Here is a 20,223-nt window from a genome sequence, read left to right as displayed (position 1 = left end):
TCCCGAGGTGGGCGGTAAGGTGTTGGAACAACTGCCGGAGACGGTTCAGCCCGAAATCCTGCACCGTATCGCCAAACTGGGCCCGATCACCCCGGAGGCCGTCGAGGCGCTGCGCACGCTGATCGCGTCGCGCACCGGCGCCAGCGCCGGGCCGACGACCAGCCTGCAGCTCGGCGGCGCGCGAGAGGCGGCGAAGCTGTTGCAGAGCGCCCGCAAATCGGTCGAGCAGCGCGTCATGCCGAAGCTGTTCAAGATGGACCGGGAAATCGCCCGGCAGATCGAGGAGGCGATGTTCGTCTTCGAGAATCTGCTGGAGATGGACGACAAGAACCTTGGCACGCTGATCCGCAACGTCGACGGCGATACGCTCACACGCGCGCTGAAGGGGGTCGACGAGGCGGTGCGCAACCGCATCCTGGGATGCATGTCGGCGCGCGCCGCCGACGGGATCCGCGACGATATGGAAGCGCGCGGCCCGATGAAGCTGAGCGAGGTGCTCGACGCGCAGAAGGTGATGATCCAGATCGCGCGCAACCTGGCCAAGGACGGCACGATCCAGATGGGGGCAGGCGACGACGATTATGTCTGACGTTTCGTCCACCGGCTTCGTCGTCGGCCTGCCGTACCGCGCCGATGCGGCGGCGACGTCGCGCGTGTCCGAGCGCGCGCTGGCCCCCGCCGGCTTCTCCCCCGCCGATCTGATCCAGCGTATCGAGCGAGCGTTCGGCGGCAATACCGCGGAAACGGTGACGCCGCGCCATTTCGCCCCCGCCGATCGCGGCGACGATCCCACCGCCGGCTGGGATCCGCTCGACAGCGCGGCGGAGCCGACCCCCTATCTCGACCCGCTCGAACTGGCCCGCGCGGAGGGTTATGAGGACGGTGTCGCCGCGGCGACCGTCGCGGCGCGCGACGCGGCCGAACGGGACCGGATGTTGCTGACGACGCTGGGCGCCGCGCTGAAGGCCGGAGGCGCGATCGACCGCGATGCGCTCGCCGCCGGCTTGCGCCGCACGGTGATGATGCTGGTACGACAGCTGATCGGTGAAGCCGGCGTGTCGGGCGAGCTGCTCGCGGCGCGCGTCAGTGCCGCGACCGATCTGCTGGCGGATGCAAGCGAGTCGGCGATGCTGCGCGTCCATCCCGACGATGTCGCGCTGCTCGAGGGCCATTTGCCCGATACGATCTTCCCGATCGGCGACGCGCAGGTGGCGCGGGGCAGCTTCATCCTCGAAGCCGCGTCGACGATCGTCGAGGACGGCCCGGAACTATGGCTGGAAACGCTTGAGGCCGCGGTGGAACGCGCGGCGGTGCCCGCCCCGATTTCGTCTCCGCACGCGACGCGCTGATGCTCAACCGCTTTACCGAGCATTATCTCGGCACGCTCGCGACCACCGACGCGCGGCCGCGTGCGCGCGTATCCGGCCGGCTCGCGTCCTATGACGGGCTGTTGATGGAGGCGATCGGCCTGTCATTGCCGGTCGGCACCGTCTGCCGCATCGGCGCGGCGGGGACGCAGCAGGTCGAGGCGGAGGTGATCGGCTTCCGCAATGGCCGGACGCTGATGATGAATCTCGGTGGCCCCGCCGCGCTGCTGCCCAATGCGCCGGTTCGCCCGCTCGGCCCGCCGGGCGAGGCGGAGGTGGGCGCCGCGCTGCTCGGCCGCGTCGTCGACGGCGCCGGCCAGCCGATCGACGGGCTGGGGCCAATTCGAGGCGCGGGCCATTGGCCGCTCGCGGGGCGTATCCAGTCGCCGCTCGATCGCGGCCGCGTGCTCGCGCCGATGGACGTCGGGGTGCGCGCGATCAATGGCCTGCTGACTGTCGGCCAGGGGCAGCGCGTCGGCATCATGGCCGGCTCGGGAGTCGGCAAGTCGGTGCTGCTGGGCATGATGGTACGCGCCGCCAAGGCGGACGTGATCGTCATCGGGCTGATCGGCGAACGCAGCCGCGAAGTCGCCGACTTCCTCGAAACCAAGGTGGCGGGTGAGGCACGCGCGCGTTCGGTGGTGGTCGCGGTGCCCGCGAACCATTCGCCGGTGCTGCGCATTCGCGGCGCGCTGCGCGCCACCGCGATTGCCGAGGCGTTTCGGGCCGAGGGCAAGAAGGTACTGCTGATCATCGATTCGCTCACCCGGGTCGCGCATGCCGGGCGCGAGATCGGGCTGGCGCTGGGCGAACCCGCGTCCGCGCGCGGTTATCCGCCATCGGCGATCGCGATGCTGCCCAATCTGATCGAACGCGCCGGCAGCGACGTGCACAGCGGCGGATCGATCACCGCGATCTACACCGTGCTGGCGGACGGCGATGACGGCAACGACCCGGTGGTCGATTCCGCCCGCTCGATCCTCGACGGCCATATCGTGCTGAGCCGCGCGATGGCGGAGCGCGCGGTCTATCCCGCGATCGACATCTCGAAGTCGGTCAGCCGCGTGATGAACGATATCGTGCCGGCGCCGCATCAGATTGCGGCGCGCGCGCTGCGGCGGCACCTGGCTACCTATGAGGAGAATCGCGATCTGGTGCTGATGGGGGCCTATCGTGGCGGCAGCGATGCCGCGATCGATGCGGCGATCGCCTATCATCCGGCGATCATGGAATTCGTCCGCCAGGACACCGACCAGATCGTACCGCTGGAGGACGCCGCCGAGGAACTGATCGGCGTCTTCGCGCCCGAGGCGGTCCATGGCTGAGCTTTCGCATGAGCGGCGCGCGGCATGACCGGCACCGCCCGGCTCGCCCGGCTGCACCGCGTGCGCACCTTGCAGCTCGGGCTGGCGCGCGCCGACGAGGCCCGCGCGCTCGCCCAGGTGACGAGCGAGCAGCAACTGGCGCAGCGCATCGCCGCGCTTGCCGCCGCGGTCGCGCCGGAGCCGTCGCTGCTGCCCGGTGCGGCGCATCTGGCCGCCGCCGCGCATTTCCGCGACCGCCTGCACCGCAGCGCGGATGCCGCGGAGGAACGGGTGCGCACCGCGGAGATGCTCGCCGACCGCCGCAGCGAAGCGACCCGCGCTGCCCATCGCGACCAGACCGCGGTCGAGAAACTGATCGACCGGCAGCGCGCCGAGGCGACCCGCGCGGCCATGAAGGCATTGGAAGATATGCCGGTTTCCCGCCCGCGCCGGTGACGCCGGGCGTGCCGCCACATGAAACGGCACGCCTCTTGCAACAGTCTCTCCGGGATCAACCCCGGGGACCGATAATCACGTGACCACGATCGCTAGTCTGCTGCTGACGACCGCGCCCGGCGCGATGGCGATGCCCGCCCCGGCATCGGCGGTGACGGGCGATCCGATGGCGTCGTTCGTCGACCTGCTCGCGCCCGCGCTGTCGCTCACGACACCCGATCTTGCCATCGCCGCCCCGGCGGATGCCCGGCAAAAATCCGCCGCTCCCGGCACCCCTTTGCCGGTCGTACCGGCCGGGTCGGTGGCGTCGGCAGCGGCCATTGATCCGCTATCATGGCTGTCCGATACCGCCGGGATCGTGGTCCCCCCCACGCCCATCGCCACGCCCACCCCCGCCAGCGATCCGTCATCGCCGGCTGCTGTTCCGGCGGACGGTGCCGCGATCATCCTCCCGCCGGCGTCGCGCCTGGGGGTGCGGGTGCCGGTGGCCCTGGCACCCGCACCGACCACCCCGCGCGCACCGACCACGCCGCCGGTGGCGGGCCCGCTCCCCGATCTCGCCGCGACATCCACTGAGGCAGCCGCTGAGGTCGCCGCTACCGCCGCCGCGCCGTCGGAGTCGGCGCCTGGCGCCGCTCCCACCGCGCCGGCCGGCGAGGGCAGCACCCCAAAGGCGGCGATCGTCATGCCTGCGCGCGTTGGCAATGACTCCGCCGCGCTCGCTCCGTCCCCTTCCAAGCGCCAGACCGCGCGCCATGACGAGGTGCCAACCGCCGCGCCCGCCGGGGCGACGGCAATGTCGCCATCCGACGCGACGGATAGCGACCCAAGCCGCGCCGAAGCCGACGAGGACGAGACGACATCGGCGATCGCGCCGCCGGCCGAGACGCTGCTCTCCCCGCTTGCCGCCCCTGCCACGCCAGCCGTGCAGGCGCCTGCCGCCGCACCGCCGTCGCCGGGCGAGCCCCAATCGACAACCCCCGCCGCACCGGTCGCCACCGCGATATCGCCCGCCGAGCCAAACCACGCGCCCGGCATCGATCCGACCACGTCCACGGTCCGTGAGAGCGCGGTCGGCGGCGCTGACGTGCGTGCGGCCCGGGACATCGCCTCCGTCACTGGCCTGGCCGTGGCGTCCGATACACGCGATACCACCGCAGCGGCCACCGCGACGGCGGCCACGCCCGGCCCGGCGCCCGACACATCTCCGCCCGCCAAGCGCACTCGCCGCGACGATCCCCCCGCGGTCCGACCGACCGCCGCGGGCGAGGTGACCACGGCGGCCCGTGAGCCGCTCGTTCTGGATGCGGCCACCGCCGCGCGGATCGCGAACGGTCAGCCGCTGCCGGCAGCGGCGCCTCCGCCCGCGTCGTCCGCTGCACCGGCCCCTGTGGCACCGGCCCCAGTATCACCGGCCCCAGCATCACCGGCCCCTGCCTCACCGGCCCCAGTATCACCGGCCACTGCCGCCGCATCGACGCAGGCCGACGTGCCGGTGACGCTTGCCGCCGCCGCACCGCTGGCCACCAGCCCCGTGATCGTCCCCGACATCGCCCCGGCGACCGCCGCGCCAGCGGATGCGACGCCGCGTGGCGCGCCCCCCGCCGCGGCGTCGCCGGCGGCCACCGCCCCATCATCGCCACCAGTCGTCGATCCGGCGCCCGCCGCCCCGGTGATCGCGAGCGCCGCGCGCACCTTCGCCGACGCGATCCACCGCGCGGTCACCGCCGAGGATCGCCCGGCGGCACCCGATAGCGGCACCGCCGCCCCGCTCGCCACCGCGCCGATCACCGCCGCCGCGGTCGAAGCGCCACGCCACGTGCAACAGGCACCGCTCGATCTGACGCAGGCTCGCTGGCCCGAGGCGATGATTCACCGCATCGAGATGTTGCGGGATATGGCGGATGCCAACGATATGCGGATCCGGGTCGTCCCCGATGCGCTCGGCGCGATCGACATCGCGCTGAAGCGCGACGGCGACACGGTGCAGGTGCAGCTTCACGCCCAACAACCGCAGACCCGTGCGATGCTGGCCGAGGCGCAACCGCGCCTTGCCGAACTGGCGGAAGCGCGCGGGATCAAGCTGCAACAGCAATCGACGACCGGGGGCAGCGCCGGCACCGGCGCGGAGCGCTCGTTCGCCTCGTCGCAACAACAGCAACAGCAACAACAGCAGCAGCGCCCGAGTGCGCCGCCTTCCGCTTTCACTTCCACCGCCCGTCGCCGCGATCCGGTGGCATCGGCCGGTGATACCGACCAGCGCATCGCATGATTGAAGGAACCAACCGATGAGTGACGCTCCGGCAACGCCCGCGCCAAAGAAAAAGGGCAAGATGAAGATGATCCTGATCGGCACCGTCGGTGTCCTCGCGCTTGTCGGCGGGGGCGTCGGCGCGGGCCTGTACGCCGCCGGCTCCGGGCTGGTGGGCGGCGGCGGCGCGCATGCGCCCAAGGAAGATCCCAACGTGCCGCACCTTGTCCCGAAGAGCGAGCAGAAGCGGCCCGGCAACGGCGGCGAAGGTGGTGAAGGCGGCGAAGGTGGCCATGGCGGCGGCGAATCCACCGAATCTGGCGAATCGTCGAGCCATGAGGGCGCCCCCACGCCGACGGGCGCGGGCGGTGAACGCTATGCGTCCAACTATTATGCGATGGACAAGGAATTCACCGCCAACCTCCAGGATTCGGTGCACTTCGTCCAGATCGGCATCGCGGTATCGACGCCCTATGACGACAAGGTCATCACCAATCTGAAAACAAACGATATTGCCGTGCGATCGGCGATCCTGATGACGCTCGGCGACACGACCGAGGATCAGGTGTTCAGCAGCCCTGGCAAGATCGCGCTGCAGAAGCGGCTGGTCGATGCGATCAACGCAACGCTGAAGCAAAAAGAAGGATTCGGCGGCATCAGTAACGTCTACTTTACCAATTTCGTTGTTCAGTGAACGGGCATGGTTAACGAGCCCGCCCTTCCCGAATCCGGCACGACCGGAGCGTCCGACCGGCGCGAGCGCAACCGCGCCGACGCGACGGTCGGCGTGACGTCGCTGGGGGCGATGGCGAGCGGGAACATGGCGGGCGGCGGCGTGGGCGGCGGGGGGAAGATGCACCCGTTCGGCGACCTGCACACGCTGCAGCATCTGTCGGCGCGCGCCGCCCGCGGCGTGCGGCAGATGTTCGAGGGATTGTGGCGGATCGAAACGCGCAGCTGGGCCGAACCCCTGGAAGTGGTCCGGCTGGCGGACTATCGCCTCGCACGCGGAGACCGGCTGACGGCATGGCTGCCGTTGACGATGGACGATCGCCCGGTCGTCGCGGTGCTGGACGGCGCGCTGCTGCTCGAGGTGATCGACCTGTTCTTCGGCGGCAACGGCGAACTGCCGGCCGGCATGCCGCTGGAATTCACCCCCGCCGCCGATGTGTTGGCGGGGCGCATCGCGCAATCGCTGGCACGCACGCTGGAAACCGCCTGGGAACCGCTCGCGCCGGCCCGCTTCGAGGCGGAGCGCAGTGAGCTCACGGCGGGTTTCGCGGCGAACATCGAGGCCGACGAAGTGGTCGTCGCGACCCGCTTCGGTATCGCGCGTGGCCAGGGCAAGCCAGCGCTGCTCGACGTCCTCTATCCGGTGCCGACGCTCAAGCCGCACAGCGTGCCGCTGAACGGAAAGGTGGTGGCCAAGCCCGCCGGCGTCGACGCCGAATGGCAGACCGCGCTGACCCGCGCTGCGATGACGGTGCGACTGCCGGTCCGCTCGGTACTCGCCGAACCCGTGATCTCGCTGGCCCGACTAATGAATCTCAAGGAAGGCGACATCATTCCGATCAGCTTCGGCAACGACGTGCCGATCATGATCGGCGGGGTGCCGCTGGGCCTTGGCTCGGTCGGCACGTCCAACGGCCGCGCCGCGATCCGCATCTCCAAGTTCGAAGGACCCTCGCAATGAACGATCTTACCGGCGGATTCCCCGTCGAGGCCGCACTGGCCGCCAATATGCGGCTGCTGCAGGACGTCGACGTCAAGCTGACCGTCGAGATCGGCTCCACCACGCTGTCGCTGCGCGAATTGCTCGCGCTTGGCGAGGCGAGCGTGATCGAGCTCGACCGGCAGGCGGGCGAGCTGCTCGACGTGCTGGTCAACGGCACGCTGATCGGGCGGGGCGAGGTGGTGACGGTCGGCGAACGCTTCGGCGTGAAGATGACCGAACTGGTCGCTCCTGAAAAGCGCGGCTGAGGCACGCCCGCGATGATGTGGACCTATATCCTGAAGCTGGTCGTGCTGCTGCCGCTCGTCTGCGGCCTGATGATCGGCTGTCTGTATCTGTGGCGCAGGCTGGAGGCGCGCATGCCGGGCCGGCCCGCGACCCGGATGATCGCGGTGCGCGAGACGATGATGATCTCTCCGGGGCTGAAGCTGGCGGTGGTCGATTTCGAGGGCAAGCGGTTGCTCGTCTCGGTCGGTCGCGGTGGCGTAACGCTGATCGAGACATCCGATCAGCGCGTCACGACGGGGGATCTTGCGTGAGCATCACCGTCACCCGCACCGGCCGTGGCCCGTCGCTGATCGCCACCACCCGCGCGTCCGCACGCGGGGGCTGGCTGCGCGTTCTGTTCGCGGTGGCCGCGATCGCGATCGCGCTGCTGATCGCGATGCCCGCCTTCGCCCAGGCCGGCGCGCCCGCCGCGCCGGTGCCCGGGGTCGGCGATGCGGTGGACCGCGCGCTGGGCCAGTTGTCGAGCGGCGCGGCATCCGGCACGCCGGGCAACGGCTCGCTATCGCTGTCGCTGCAGGTCTTGATCATCATGGGCTTGCTGACGGTGCTGCCGGGGCTGATCCTGATGATGACCAGCTTCACCCGCATCATCATCGTGCTGTCGATCCTGCGCCAGGCGATGGGGCTGCAACAGACCCCGCCCAACCAGGTGTTGATCGGATTGAGCCTGTTCCTCAGCTTCTTCGTGATGGCGCCCGCGATCAACCAGATCAACGCCACCGCGATCCAGCCCTATGCCGCCGGCCGGATCGGCGGCACCGACCTGATCAAGACCGCCGGCGCGCCGCTGCATGCCTTCATGTCGAAACAGACGCGGGTGAAGGACGTGACGATGTTCGCCGAAATGGCGAAGTCGGGGCCCTATGCCAGCCCCAACGACATTCCCTATTCGGTGCTGCTGCCCGCGTTCGTGACGTCGGAGCTGAAGACCGCGTTCCAGATCGGGTTTCTGATCTTCCTGCCGTTCATCGTCATCGATCTGGTCGTCGCCACGGTGTTGATGGCGCTGGGCATGGCGATGCTCAGCCCGACGATCATCTCACTGCCGTTCAAGCTGCTGCTGTTCGTCCTGGTCGATGGCTGGGCGCTGACGATGGGCAGCCTGGCCAATTCGTTCGCGACTTAACCGTCGGTTCGTCCGGAGAGGCGGCGTCAGCGGCGTCTCGAAGGACGGTGTGGTTCGGCACGGGGCTTCGACAGGTTCAGCCCCACCTGGCCACGACCGGACCATGGATCACGTACAGGACCTTTACCGATGCACCCGCTCGTCGACGCCGATTATTTCCTGACCGTCGCCAATCAGACGATGTGGGTGCTCGCGCTCGCCGCCGCGCCGATCCTGATCCCGGCGTTGCTGTCCGGCCTGATCCTCGGGATGGTGCAGGCGGCGACGTCGATCAACGAACAGACGCTGAGCTTCGTGCCGAAACTGGTGGTGGTCGCGGTGTCGATCATGGTGTTCGGCGCGATGATCCTGGGGCTGCTGAGCGATTTCACCACCGAGATCTTCGCGCGGATCCCGGATCTGGTGCGATGAGCCACGGCGCACGCGCGGCGCGGGCCGCGCCATGCTAGGCTTCGGCCTCGCCATCGAGCCGCAGCTCTGGGCGCTGATCTTCGTGATGGTGCGCGTCGGCAGCGCCTTTATCGCGGCGCCGGTGTTTGGCAACGTCTCCGTCCCGCTGCCGGTGCGGATCGCCCTGTCGGGGGCGGTCGGGGTGCTGGTGCTGGGCACCACCACGATCCAGACCCCGCCGTCGGTGTTCGCGCTGGCCACCTTCGTCGCGGTCGCGGCGGAGGCGCTGGTCGGGCTGGCGATCGGCTTCGTGCTGCAGATCGCGTTCGCCGCGCCGCTGGTCGCGGGTGAGATTATCGGCGGATCGATGGGGATCGGCTTCGCCAACATGATCGATCCCAATTCGGGCCGCTCCAGCCCCGCCATCGGCCAGTTCCTGTCGATCCTGATGACGCTGTTGTTCCTGTCGCTTGACGGGCATCTGATCCTGGTGGACATGGTGGTGCGCAGCTATCGCGCGCTGCCGCCGGGCGCGGCGTGGCTGACCGCCGGGCAGTTGCGCGACATCGCGCTGTTCGGCGGCTATGCCTTCCTCGCCGGGCTGCTGCTCGCGCTGCCGGTCGGCTTCCTGCTGCTGTGCCTGAATCTCGTCGTCGGCATGCTGTCACGCTCGGCCCCGGCGCTCAATCTGTTCGCGGTCGGGCTGCCCGCCAGCCTGGCGGTCGGCGTCATCAGCCTCGCGATCGCCTTCCCCGCGATGGGCGATTACATGCAGGTGATCGTCCGCGAGGGCCTGAACGCCGCCGACACCTTGATACTGGGTACGGGGCTGCGCTGATGGCGGAGGATTTCGGCGACAAGACGGAAGCCCCAACCCAGAAGCGCAAGGATGATGCGCGCGACAAGGGCGATATCCTCAAGAGCCGCGAATTCGCGACCGCGCTGGTGGTGCTGGCGGGCACGTCGTGGATGATCTTCTTCGGCCCGGCGCTGATCGCGGCATGCCGGGCGGTGATGGCGGCCAGCTTCACCTTCGGGCGCGGCGATGTCGAGGATTTCCAGCCGTGGCGCCCGCTGATCGAGGCGGGATGGAAGCTCGCCGCGCCGGTCGGCACGTTATTCGCGATCACGATCGCCGCCGCGATCGTCAGCCAGGCGGGCCTCGGCAGCCTCGGCTTCAATGCCTCGCTGCTCGCGCCCAAGGCGGGGCGGATCAATCCCGCCAGCGGTCTGAAGCGCATCTTCGGCATGTCGGGCTGGATCGAACTGGCCAAGTCATTGCTGAAGGTGACGCTGCTCGGCGCGATCGGGGCGTGGATGCTGTGGAAAACCGCGCATTTCAGCTTCGGCCTTGCCGCTTCGAACCTGCCCGTCGCGCTGGCGTCGCTCGGCTCGACGCTAACGTCGGTGATGCTGGCGATGGCGATGGGGCTGGTCGCGATCGCGATGCTCGACGTGCCGACGCAGATCTTCCAGCTGCTGCGCAAGCTGCGCATGTCGAAGCAGGAGATCAGGGACGAGCATAAGGAGAGCGAAGGCAATCCCGAAATGAAAGGGCATTTGCGCGCTCGCCAGCGCGCGATGCTGTCCGGCGGGATGCGCAAGGCACTGGGCGAGGCGCATGTCGTGCTGACCAACCCGACGCATTTCGCGGTCGCGCTGCGCTACGATCGCGATCGCGACCAGGTGCCCGTGGTGGTCGCCAAGGGGCGCGGCGCAACCGCGCTGGCGATCCGCGAGGCGGCGGGCGAAATGGGCCTGCAGGTGCTGGAATATCCCGCCCTGGCGCGTGCCGTTTATTACACCAGTCGCGAGGGACAGGAGATCCGCGACGACCTGTATCTGGCGGTCGCGACGATCCTGGCGTTCGTTTTCGGCCTCAACGCGCAGGCCGGCGGCCGCGTCCCCGCGATCGACGTGCCCACCACCGCGCGGTTCGACGAAAACGGCAACAAACAAAGCTAAATTCCGGTCGCTCGCGGCCGTTTAAAGGGGTGATCATGGCGACCATCAGCAGCACCTCGAGCTCGACCACGAGCAGCACACCGACGCCGACCCCGGCCGCCTCGGCGCAATCGCTGTCCAGCGCGACCGCCAAGTCGCTGCTCGACTCGCTCAACGGCAGCGACAACATCGACACCGCGTCGCTGGTGTCGCAGTTGGTCACCGCGCAATTCGCGACCCGCAAGGCGCAGCTGACCAGCAAGAGCGACACGCTGGCCGCGCAGATTTCCGGCGTCTCGACGCTGAAGAACACGATCAGCGATTTTACCAAGGCGCTCGAAGGGCTGGTCAAGGGCGGCACGCTGTTATCGCAGCCGACCAGTTCGAACAGCGCCGCGGTGTCCGGCACGACGATCACCGGATCGACGATCACCAACCTGAACACCAGCGTGAAGGTCAATGCGCTCGCCACCGCACAGATCGCCGCCAGCCCGCGCGTCGCGACCCCGGCGACGACGACCTTCGGCACCGGCACGCTGACGCTGTCGCTCGGCACCGCCAGCTATGCCAATGGCGAGATGACCGGCTTCACCACCGGCAGCAACGCCGATGGCAGCCCGAAGAGCTTCTCGATCACGATCGATTCGAGCAACAACACGCTGTCGGGGATCGCCGGCGCGATCAACGCGAGCAAGTCAGGCGTCACCGCCACGGTGCTGACCGATGCCGATGGCTCCGCCTTCCTGTCGCTCAAGGGCGCGACCGGCAAGGAGCAGGCGTTCCAGTTGACCGCCGACGATCCGGCCAGCGCGCTGGGCCGCTTCGATGTCCGCGCCCGCACCGCCGGCGAAACGAGCCCGCTGCCAACCAGCCTGTCGAGCCAGGCCGCCAATGCGCAGATCGTTGTCGATGGCGCCGCGGTCGAGCGCGCTGGCAACGAGGTGAGCGATCTGATCCCCGGGGTAAAGCTGACGCTGAGCGGGATCGGGTCGGCGACGCTCACCGCGACGCGCCCGACCAGCGCGCTGACCAGCGCGGTCAATGATTTCGTCGACACCTATAATCAGGTGCTCGCCGTGGTGAAGGAGCAGACCGACCCGATCAACGGGCAGCTTCGGTCAGATCCCGCCGCGCGCAACCTGTTGCGCACCTTGCAGGGGCTGACCAGCCGCGTGCTGCTGCCCAATGCCGCCGCGGGCACGCCCTCCTCGCTGGGCGCGATCGGGGTGCGCACCAATCGCGACGGCACGCTGCAGGTCGACGATCAGGCGCTGTCGGCCGCGATGGCCGCGACGCCCGACGCGGTGGAGGCGATGTTCGCGTACAGCCCGGTCAGCCAGACCGGCCTGTACCAGACCATGAACTCGATCCAGATGAGCACTGCCAGCTCGATCTACGGCCTCGGCGCGTCGGCGATCACCTATCCGAATGCGCAGAGCGATCTGAGCAAGAAGCAGGAGCAGTTGACGACGCAGTCCGACAAGGTGACGGCGCGGATGACCCAGCAGTTCGCGAGCATGAATGCGCGGGTGAACGCATACAAGAGTACGCAGGCGTTCATGACGCAGCAGATCGACACCTGGACCAAATCGAACTGAGGAGCGCGCACGACATGGCTTATGCATCTGCCCTGCTGCGCGACCCGGCGCGCACCTATCGCGACATCGATCTTGCCGGCCGCACCGCCGCCGCCGACGGCCCGGCGCTGGTGCAGCTATTGTACGAGGAACTGGCACAGGCGCTGCGCGTCGCGGCCTGGGCGGCCGACCATCGCCAATATGCCACCCGTAGCGAGCGGGTCACCCGCGCCACCGCGATCCTGTTCGCGCTGGAGGCGAATCTCGATTTCGACAAGGGTGGCGACGTGTCGCGCGTGCTGGCGCGCTTCTACGCCGGCTGCCGCCGGCAGGTGGTGGAAGCGAGCATCGGTAACGATGGCGCCCCGTTCCGCGCGGTCGCCGCCGAACTGGACGAGATCGCCGGAGCGTGGAAGCAGGCCCGCGCGGCATAACCGGGCAGGCTCATCCCGGCGCTATCCCTGGAACCAGTGGCGCCGCAGGAAGAACACCGTGATGCCTACAGCGATCACCGCGCAACCGCCGAAGATCGCATCGAACGCCCATGATGCCTCCGCATAGGGAAGGCCCTTGACGTTCATCCCGTACAGCCCGGTGATGAAGGTCAGCGGCAGGAAGATCATCGCCGCCACCGCGATCAGCAGGCTGCGCTGATCGAGCTGTTCGGCGCGCAGATCAGTGAGCGCCTCATGCATCAGCGCGGCGCGTTCGCGGATCGCTTCCACCTCCTCCGCCATCCGCGCGGCGCGGTCGGCGGCGGCGGAAAGATGCGCGCGATCGTCGTCCGCCAGCCAGTCGCCGGGCAGGGCCGCCAGCTTCTCGAGCGCGGTTCGCTGCGGGTTGAGGAAGCGGCGATAGTTGATCGCTTCGGACCGTACCTTCGTTACCCCGCGCCGCAATTCGAACACCTGGTCCGTGCGTAACCCCTGCTCGCAATCGTCCAGCCAGTCGCCCAGGTCGGCCACGACGGGGTCCAGATCCTCGGTGATCGCCGCCGCCGCCGCCGCGATCAGGTCGCCCGGATCGCGCACCTCACCCGCCTTCATCTCGGCGACGAGTTCATCCAGCGCGACCAGATGCTTGCGCGTGACCGACACCACCCGCCCCTTCGTCGCCCAGATGCGGATCGAGGCAAGCACGTCGGACGAACCAATGTCCTCATCGGTGCGTCCACGCAGGTTGACGAACGCGCCATCGGACATCTTCTCGCAGCGTGGGCGCGTCTCGGCGGCGGTCAGCGCCTCGACAAGATGCGTCGCCAGGCCGGCTTCGTCACGCAGCCAGCTCTGCGCCTGTTCGGCGTTGGTCGTCAGATGCACCCAGACGAACGGCGCGCCACAGGTCAACGCGCCGCTGACCGCGACCTGCTCCACCGCGCCCTCGGCGGTGACCCGCCACGCAAATCCGCTCATGCCATGCTCACATCCACATGCAATCCGTTACCGTCATAAGCCGGCGGGGCCGGATGCCGTTCCCGCGCCGCATCGGCGCGCGCGCGATCAAGGATCGCGGCGGGCACGTCGGGCCGGTGCGTGACGCGATCCGCCGTCGCCAGCCAGCGCGCCTGCCGGATCGTCAGATCATCGGGATCGGGCGAGGCCAGCACCAGCGCGTGAAAGCCGCCAGCGGGCCGCCCGGCGGCGATCGCCGCCAGCACATCGGCCCCGTGATGATCCACCAGCGGATCGAGCGCGCCCCCGTTCGCCAAAGCGGCGCCGATCGCGCGCCGACGCTCGCCACTCGCCGGGTAGCGCGCCCGCAGCGCATCGCGGGCGGCATACAGGTGTTGCGCCAGCGTTCCGAGCGAGGCGGGCAGGATCGCCTCCAGCCGCTGTCGCAACGCCGCCGCCAACCCCGCGGAAACGCCACCAGTGCCGATCGCGATCAGCACCGGATCCCGATCGACGATCGCGGGCAACGTGAAATCGCACAGGTCGGGCCGGTCGACGGCATTGACCAGCACGCCGCGCGCGCGCAACCGCGCCACCGCCGCCTCGTCATCCGCGACGATCGCCAGCCGCGCCTGCGGGTCATCCTCGCCGACGATGCGCGCGCCGGCCCGCTCCAGCAGCCGCCGTTTCGGCTCGGCCGCCTCCCCCTCCCCGACGAGGATGACGGCGCGATCCGTCAGGCGAACGAACAACGGCAGGCTGTGGAGGGGCATCCCGACGTCATGCTCCCCCGGCCGCCGGAACGGATCGATCGCTCACAACCATTCCGGCACCCGCTCGGCCGCGAGGATCGTCTCGGGCGTGATCCGATCCGCGACGACGGCGTAACGGTCGCCATCGACCAGCACTTCCGGCACCAGCGCCCGGCTGTTGTAGGTGGAGGCCATCGTCGCGCCATAGGCGCCCGCGGTGCGGAACACCGCCAGGTCGCCACCCGCCACCCGGTCCACCTCGCGCTCCATCGCGAAGGTATCGCCGGTTTCGCACACCGGCCCCGCGATATGCGCGGTGAAGCGCTCGCCCGATGGCGCCACCGCCGCGAAATCGTGCCAGGCATCGTACAGCGCCGGCCGCGCCAGATCGTTCATCGCCGCATCGACGATGACATAGGGATGCGCCACCCCCGGCTTGACCCAGATGACCGTCGTCAGCAGCACCCCGGCATTGCCGGCGATGACGCGCCCCGGCTCGAACATCAGCGTCACGTCCCAGCCGGCCGTCGCGCGCGCGACCATCGCGCCATAATCGGCCAGGTCGGGTGGTACGTCACCGGCCTTGTAGGCGACCCCGACCCCGCCGCCCAGATCGACGCGACGCACCGTCTGCCCCGCCGCACGCAGCTCGTCGACCAGCCGCTTGACGCGCGCATAGGCCGCCGCGAGCGGGGCGAGATCCATCAACTGGCTGCCGATATGGATCGCCACACCCTGCATCGACAGGCCGGGCAGCGCCGCCAGCCGGGCATACATCGCGGGCGCCTGATCGATCGGCACGCCGAACTTGTTTTCCTTGCGTCCGGTGGAGATCTTGGCGTGCGTGCCCGCATCGACATCGGGATTGACGCGCAGCACCGCCTGCGCGGTCAGCCCGCGTGCCGCCGCCAGCCGGGCGAGGACGACACCCTCTTCCTCCAGCTCCAGGTTGAACTGGCCGATCCCGGCCTCCAGTCCGCGCACCAGTTCCGCCTCGGTCTTGCCGACGCCGGAAAAGACAATGCCCGACGCGGGCATGCCCGCCGCCAGCGCGCGCGCCATCTCTCCGCCCGAGACGACATCGGCGCCGTAGCCCTCCGCCGCCAGGACGCGCAGCACCGCGATATTGGGATTGGCCTTGATCGCATAGGCCAGATGCACGTCGGGCACCGCCGACAGACCGTCGCGGAAGGCACGCGCCTGTTCACGGAAGGCAGCGGCGGAATAGACATAGACGGGGGTGCCGACCTCGGCGGCGATCCGCGCCATCGGCACACCCTCGCACCACAGGGCGCCGTCACGAAGATGAAAATGGGTCATTCTTGCTCGTCGATGGTCAGCTCGGGGGCAGATCGAACATATCGTCTGGTCGTTCCTGCGAGCGGGTCAATACGTCCCCGTTGCGTTGCGGACGTGCCTGTACCGAAGGGGTCAGCAGCGTCTTCACATCGGGTCGCGAGGTGGCGCCATAGGGCGCTGCGGGCAATTGCTCACCCGCGACGGGTTTGAGCGTGCCGGTCGATCCGCATCCGGCCAGCGACATGGCCAGCACCGCGGCAGCCGGCCAAGCGAGCGCCCCGCGCCTCATGCGCGTGCCGTCCGGGCGGCAGCGATCGCGGCGCGCACATTGTCGGGCGCGGTGCCGCCGAAGCTGCGCCGGCTGGCCACCGAGGCATCGACCGACAGGACGTCATAGACGCCGGCGGTGATGCGCGCGTCGATCGCCTGCAGATCGGCCAGCGGCACGCGATCAAGCGGGCAGACGAGTGCCTCCGCCCGCGCCACCGCGCGCCCGGTGATATGATGCGCCTCGCGGAACGGCACGTTCGCCTCGCGCACCAGCCAGTCGGCCAGGTCGGTCGCGGTCGCGAAGCCGCTTTCCGCCAGCGCGCGCATCCGATCGGTGCGGAACGTCGCGCTCTCGATCATGCCGGTCATCGCCGCGATCGAGATCGCGAGCAGATCGTGGCACTCGAACACCGGCGGCTTATCGTCCTGCATGTCCTTCGAATAAGCGAGCGGCAGCCCCTTCATCGTCACCATCAGGCTGACGAGGCAGCCGGAGATCCGCCCGGCATGCCCGCGCACCAGCTCCGCCGCGTCCGGGTTGCGCTTCTGCGGCATGATGCTGCTGCCGGTCGACCATTGGTCGCTGAGCGAGACGAAGCCGAACGGCTGCGACGCCCATAGGACGAATTCCTCCGCCAGCCGGCTGAGGTGCAGCGAACATTGCGCCGCCGCCATCAGGTAATCGAGCGCGAAGTCGCGGTCGCTGACCGAATCGAGGCTGTTGCGCGTCGGTCCGTCGAAGCCGAGCGCCGCCGCGGTCGCCTCGCGGTCGAGCGGGAAGCCGGTCCCCGCCAGCGCCGCCGATCCCAGCGGGCAGAGATTGCCGCGCGCGCGATTGTCGCGAAAGCGGCTGATGTCGCGCGACACCATCTCGTGATAGGCCATCAGATGATGGCCCAGCGTCACCGGCTGTGCGGATTGCAGATGCGTGAAGCCGGGCATCACGCTGGCGGCATGTTCCTCCGCGCGCGTCAGCAAGGCATCGTCAAAGGCATTGAGCGCAGCGAGCACCTGATCGGTCGCGTCGCGCACCCACAGACGGAAATCGGTCGCGACCTGATCGTTGCGGCTGCGCGCGGTATGCAGGCGCCCCGCCGCCGTGCCGACCACGTCGGACAGCCGCGCCTCGGTCAGCATATGGATATCCTCCATCGCCAGATCCTCGGGGACCCCGTCCGCCTCATATCCGGCGGCGACCTGCGCCAGCCCCTCGGTGATCGCCGCGGCATCCTCCGCGGTGACGATCCCCTGCTGCGCCAGCATCGCGACATGCGCGCGGCTGCCAGCGACATCCTGCCGCCACATCCGCTTGTCGAACGGAATCGATGCGTTTATCTCGCGCATCACGGCCGCCGGCCCTTCGGCGAACCGCCCGCCCCACATCTGGTTGGAACCGCTCATGGCCTCTCGTGTCGCGATCGTCTGTCTCCTGGGCACCGCGCTCGCGGCCGCGGCTTGCGATAGGGCGTCGCCGGGCAACGGGCAAGCCGACGCGGGCATGGCCGCGGGGAATGGCGCCATGATCGCCGACAATGCCTCGCCCGACGAAGCCACCGCCGCCCCCGCCCGCAGTGACAAGGTCGACCGCAGTCACAAGGGCGAGCCGGTATCGGCCGCCTCCTTCACGCCCGCCGGGGGTGGCGCGCCGGTGACGCTGGCGACGTTCAGCGGCAAGCCGGTCGTGGTGAACCTGTGGGCGACCTGGTGCGCGCCCTGCATCAAGGAAATGCCGACGCTGGAAGCCGCCGCCGCGACGCTGGGCGATGCGGTGCCGGTGCTTGCGATCAGCCAGGACATGGAGCCAGCCAAGGCGACCGCTTTCCTGGCGGAGCGGCGCTTCACCCACCTTCGCCCGTATCTCGACGCCAAGCTGGCGATGAGCACCGGCTATGGCGTCAACCTGCCGACGACGATCGCCTATGACGCGGCCGGGCGGGAAGTGTGGCGCGTGACTGGCGATATGGACTGGACCGGCCCGCAGGCCAAAGCGCTGCTGGCGGAATTGACCACCTAGCAGAAACCCACATCCAGCTTCGCCACCCACACACGGCGGAGTGACAGGCGTTCAGGCGCGCGCCAGCCCCGGCGTCAGCGTTTTCCTTCCCGCGTATCGTCACGATCGCGCAGATCGTCGCCCGCCTGTTGCAGCGCCGCGCCGGCACGATCGGCGGCCTCGTCGCCATGGCGACGGACGTCGTCGCGCAGGCGATCGGCGGCGCCGTCGAGCCGGTCCGCCGCGCGATCGAGCGAGCGGGCGGCGGCGCTGTCGAGGCTGTTCGCCATCGTATCCGTCAGACGATCGACGCTTTCCACGACATTGCCAGTCGCGGCATGGACGTCGGCGGCGATCGCATTGCCGGTACGCTCGGCATGATCCTCGACGCGCTCGCCGCACGCCGCCAGCGCGCCCATCAGCGACAACACGACCGTTCGGCCGATCACGGATCGAAGCACGGGTGCGAGCGTCATGGCTGAGGTCATCGAATCATCTCCTGCTTGGTCGACGGCATGAACGATCGCCCCGGCGGCCAGGGTCGATCAGTGGAGTTCACGATCCTTCACGACCTGCTCGATACTCGCCAGCAAGGTGCCGGGCGAACAGGGTTTCGAACAGACCAGGCTGCCGGGATAGCGCGCTTCCAGGCCCTGCGGATCGGCATGACCCGAGTGGAAGATGATCGGGATGCCGGCGGCGCTCAGCCGATCCGCGGCGGGGAACACCTCGCCGTCGCGCAGCCGCACGTCGAGGATCGCGCACGCGAACGGCGCTGCCTCGCCGTCCAGCGCCCGCAACGCCTCCTCCAGCGTGGCATAGGGGCCCGCCACCGCCAGCCCCGCTTCCTCGACCGTCATCTGCACATCGAGCGCGACGAACAGCTCGTCCTCCACCAGCATGACGCTTTTAGCCATCCGCGATCACGTCCTGCGGCAAATGCAGCGACAGCGCGAAATGATCGTCGCCCACGGTGCGCGAGAGCGACGCATTGAGCTGTCGCGTCGAGGTTTCGACCAGCAACGTGCCGAACCCCCGTCGCGCCGGATCGAACTGCGGCGCCTCGACGGCACGACGCGGAAATTGCTCGCTCCACGTCAGCGCAAGCCCGCGTGTGACAGGATGCGCCGCGACATCGCCCTTCGCCGGGCGATCGTCCCATTGCCACGTCACGCTCAATCGCCCCTCACTTCCCGCACTCAGCGCACCATATTTGACCGAATTCGTCGCCCACTCGTGCAGCATCAGCGCCAGCGAGGAGAGGCATCGGCGATCCACCCTAACGTCCGGACCGGTGATGTTGATCCCGGCATGGTCGCGATACGGCGCGAGCGTCGCCTCGACGAGCGCGGACAGCGCGATCGCCTGCTGCTCGCCGGTGGGCGAGGCGAGCGCATGGGCCCGTCCCAGCGCGGCGATCCGCTCGCGCATATCGAGCGCGAAGGCGGGGACGTCGTCATGCGTGCGCGACGCCGCGCTGACCATGCCGCCAATGATCGCGAAGAGGTTCTTCACGCGATGATTCATTTCGCGCAGCATCAGTTCGCGCGTTTCCGCCAGCGCATATTCTGGCGTGACATCGATCGACACGCCGACGATGCGCGCCGGGCTGCTGCCAGCGATCATCCGGCCGAAGCCCTTGATCCAGCGCACCTCGCCCGCACGCGAGCGCACACGGAAACGATGTTCGAAATCGCCCTCACCGCGCACGGTGCGTTGCAGCGCCGCCGCCACCGGGGCGCGATCTTCGGGCTCGATCCGCTCCAGCAGGGGATCGATCCGCGTCGCCTCGTCGCCATGCGCGTCGAACAGCCCCTGCCCGACGCCATCCAGCTTGGTGGCGCCGGTATCGGGACAATATTCCCACACGCCGATCCCGCCCGCGCGGATCGCGAGGTCGAGGCGTTCGCGCTCGTCCGACAGCTCGTTTTCCATCGCCAGCGCGTCGGTGATGTCGGTCAGCACCAGCGTGGCCCCGTCGATGCTGCCATGCTGGGTGCGATAGGGAAGGACGCGCAGCGAGAAGCTGCGACGGCCATCGCGCGTCGTCACCTTGCGCTGTACGGCAAGATCGGAAGAGCGT

Annotated in this window: 24 protein-coding genes; 16 read left to right on the top strand and 8 right to left on the bottom strand. The window is 69.1% G+C overall.

What is annotated here, in order from left to right; genetic code table 11:
* From ACFDSW_RS07235 to ACFDSW_RS07165, 15 genes are all read left to right on the top strand, one after another.
* Positions 1-589: FliG C-terminal domain-containing protein (locus tag ACFDSW_RS07235; protein ID WP_375249607.1), on the top strand; the 589-nt coding region annotated here is incomplete at its 5' end.
* The gene (locus ACFDSW_RS07230) at positions 582-1,349 is read left to right on the top strand and encodes a FliH/SctL family protein (protein WP_375249606.1); all 768 of its coding nucleotides are present in this window, start codon (positions 582-584) and stop codon (positions 1,347-1,349) included. The genes ACFDSW_RS07235 and ACFDSW_RS07230, both read left to right, overlap by 8 nt.
* A complete protein-coding gene (locus tag ACFDSW_RS07225; RefSeq protein WP_375249605.1) occupies positions 1,349-2,692 on the top strand; it encodes a FliI/YscN family ATPase in 1,344 nt (447 codons plus the stop codon). Before ACFDSW_RS07230 ends, ACFDSW_RS07225 begins: the two co-directional genes overlap by 1 nt.
* A 24-nt stretch (positions 2,693-2,716) precedes the next feature.
* Positions 2,717-3,127: a hypothetical protein gene (locus ACFDSW_RS07220; RefSeq protein ID WP_375249604.1), complete on the top strand. Its 411-nt coding sequence runs from the start codon at positions 2,717-2,719 to the stop codon at positions 3,125-3,127.
* Between the two features lie 79 nt (positions 3,128-3,206).
* Positions 3,207-5,399: a flagellar hook-length control protein FliK gene (locus ACFDSW_RS07215; RefSeq protein ID WP_375249603.1), complete on the top strand. Its 2,193-nt coding sequence runs from the start codon at positions 3,207-3,209 to the stop codon at positions 5,397-5,399.
* A 16-nt stretch (positions 5,400-5,415) separates the two neighbouring features.
* On the top strand, positions 5,416-6,072 hold the full coding sequence (gene fliL, locus ACFDSW_RS07210; RefSeq protein WP_375249602.1) for a flagellar basal body-associated protein FliL: 657 nt from the start codon (positions 5,416-5,418) through the stop codon (positions 6,070-6,072).
* Between the two features lie 6 nt (positions 6,073-6,078).
* Complete coding sequence (locus ACFDSW_RS07205) at positions 6,079-7,071, top strand: flagellar motor switch protein FliM (protein WP_375249601.1); 993 nt, start codon at positions 6,079-6,081, stop codon at positions 7,069-7,071.
* The gene (gene fliN / locus ACFDSW_RS07200) at positions 7,068-7,358 is read left to right on the top strand and encodes a flagellar motor switch protein FliN (RefSeq protein WP_375249600.1); all 291 of its coding nucleotides are present in this window, start codon (positions 7,068-7,070) and stop codon (positions 7,356-7,358) included. The genes ACFDSW_RS07205 and fliN overlap by 4 nt, the downstream gene beginning before the upstream one ends.
* A 12-nt stretch (positions 7,359-7,370) precedes the next feature.
* Positions 7,371-7,649 (top strand): flagellar biosynthetic protein FliO, encoded by a 279-nt coding sequence (locus tag ACFDSW_RS07195; RefSeq protein ID WP_375249599.1) that lies wholly within the window; start codon positions 7,371-7,373, stop codon positions 7,647-7,649.
* Positions 7,646-8,524, top strand: coding sequence for a flagellar type III secretion system pore protein FliP (fliP, locus tag ACFDSW_RS07190; protein ID WP_375249598.1), 879 nt, complete (start codon positions 7,646-7,648; stop codon positions 8,522-8,524). Before ACFDSW_RS07195 ends, fliP begins: the two co-directional genes overlap by 4 nt.
* A 129-nt stretch (positions 8,525-8,653) precedes the next feature.
* Positions 8,654-8,935 (top strand): flagellar biosynthetic protein FliQ, encoded by a 282-nt coding sequence (locus tag ACFDSW_RS07185; RefSeq protein WP_183921908.1) that lies wholly within the window; start codon positions 8,654-8,656, stop codon positions 8,933-8,935.
* A gap of 31 nt (positions 8,936-8,966) precedes the next feature.
* Positions 8,967-9,752, top strand: coding sequence for a flagellar biosynthetic protein FliR (gene fliR / locus ACFDSW_RS07180; RefSeq protein WP_375249597.1), 786 nt, complete (start codon positions 8,967-8,969; stop codon positions 9,750-9,752).
* Positions 9,752-10,879, top strand: coding sequence for a flagellar biosynthesis protein FlhB (locus ACFDSW_RS07175; protein ID WP_375249596.1), 1,128 nt, complete (start codon positions 9,752-9,754; stop codon positions 10,877-10,879). Before fliR ends, ACFDSW_RS07175 begins: the two co-directional genes overlap by 1 nt.
* 35 nt (positions 10,880-10,914) lie before the next feature.
* Positions 10,915-12,456, top strand: coding sequence for a flagellar filament capping protein FliD (fliD, locus tag ACFDSW_RS07170; RefSeq protein ID WP_375249595.1), 1,542 nt, complete (start codon positions 10,915-10,917; stop codon positions 12,454-12,456).
* A 14-nt stretch (positions 12,457-12,470) separates the two neighbouring features.
* Complete coding sequence (locus tag ACFDSW_RS07165; protein ID WP_375249594.1) at positions 12,471-12,869, top strand: flagellar protein FliS; 399 nt, start codon at positions 12,471-12,473, stop codon at positions 12,867-12,869.
* Between the two features lie 21 nt (positions 12,870-12,890).
* Here the strand turns inward: ACFDSW_RS07165 and ACFDSW_RS07160 are convergent, their stop codons facing one another.
* From ACFDSW_RS07160 to argH, 5 genes are read right to left on the bottom strand one after another with little or no spacing between them, the layout of a single operon-like run.
* The gene (locus ACFDSW_RS07160) at positions 12,891-13,847 is read right to left on the bottom strand and encodes a CorA family divalent cation transporter (RefSeq protein WP_375249593.1); all 957 of its coding nucleotides are present in this window, start codon (positions 13,845-13,847) and stop codon (positions 12,891-12,893) included.
* Positions 13,844-14,599 carry a bifunctional precorrin-2 dehydrogenase/sirohydrochlorin ferrochelatase gene (locus tag ACFDSW_RS07155; protein WP_375249592.1) on the bottom strand — a complete coding sequence of 252 codons (756 nt, stop codon included), beginning with the start codon at positions 14,597-14,599 and terminating at the stop codon, positions 13,844-13,846. Before ACFDSW_RS07155 ends, ACFDSW_RS07160 begins: the two co-directional genes overlap by 4 nt.
* Positions 14,600-14,641: 42 nt before the next feature.
* Positions 14,642-15,898: a diaminopimelate decarboxylase gene (gene lysA / locus ACFDSW_RS07150; RefSeq protein WP_375249591.1), complete on the bottom strand. Its 1,257-nt coding sequence runs from the start codon at positions 15,896-15,898 to the stop codon at positions 14,642-14,644.
* A 16-nt stretch (positions 15,899-15,914) separates the two neighbouring features.
* Positions 15,915-16,166 (bottom strand): hypothetical protein, encoded by a 252-nt coding sequence (locus tag ACFDSW_RS07145; RefSeq protein WP_375249590.1) that lies wholly within the window; start codon positions 16,164-16,166, stop codon positions 15,915-15,917.
* On the bottom strand, positions 16,163-17,530 hold the full coding sequence (argH, locus tag ACFDSW_RS07140; protein WP_375249608.1) for an argininosuccinate lyase: 1,368 nt from the start codon (positions 17,528-17,530) through the stop codon (positions 16,163-16,165). Before argH ends, ACFDSW_RS07145 begins: the two co-directional genes overlap by 4 nt.
* A gap of 136 nt (positions 17,531-17,666) precedes the next feature.
* On the opposite strand from argH, the gene ACFDSW_RS07135 reads away from it, so the two are divergent.
* Positions 17,667-18,161, top strand: coding sequence for a TlpA family protein disulfide reductase (locus ACFDSW_RS07135; RefSeq protein WP_375249589.1), 495 nt, complete (start codon positions 17,667-17,669; stop codon positions 18,159-18,161).
* 74 nt (positions 18,162-18,235) lie between these two features.
* Here the strand turns inward: ACFDSW_RS07135 and ACFDSW_RS07130 are convergent, their stop codons facing one another.
* The 3 genes from ACFDSW_RS07130 to ACFDSW_RS07120 all read right to left on the bottom strand — a co-directional run.
* Positions 18,236-18,628 carry a hypothetical protein gene (locus ACFDSW_RS07130; RefSeq protein ID WP_375249588.1) on the bottom strand — a complete coding sequence of 131 codons (393 nt, stop codon included), beginning with the start codon at positions 18,626-18,628 and terminating at the stop codon, positions 18,236-18,238.
* Positions 18,629-18,685: 57 nt separating this feature from the next.
* A complete protein-coding gene (locus ACFDSW_RS07125) occupies positions 18,686-19,057 on the bottom strand; it encodes a response regulator (RefSeq protein WP_375249587.1) in 372 nt (123 codons plus the stop codon).
* The coding region (locus tag ACFDSW_RS07120) for a sensor histidine kinase (protein WP_375249586.1) at positions 19,050-20,223 on the bottom strand (1,174 nt) is incomplete at its 5' end. The genes ACFDSW_RS07125 and ACFDSW_RS07120, both read right to left, overlap by 8 nt.

Source organism: Sphingomonas sp., from assembly GCF_042091075.1.
Taxonomy (GTDB): domain Bacteria; phylum Pseudomonadota; class Alphaproteobacteria; order Sphingomonadales; family Sphingomonadaceae; genus Sphingomonas.
This window is presented reverse-complemented; position numbering and strand designations above follow the sequence as displayed.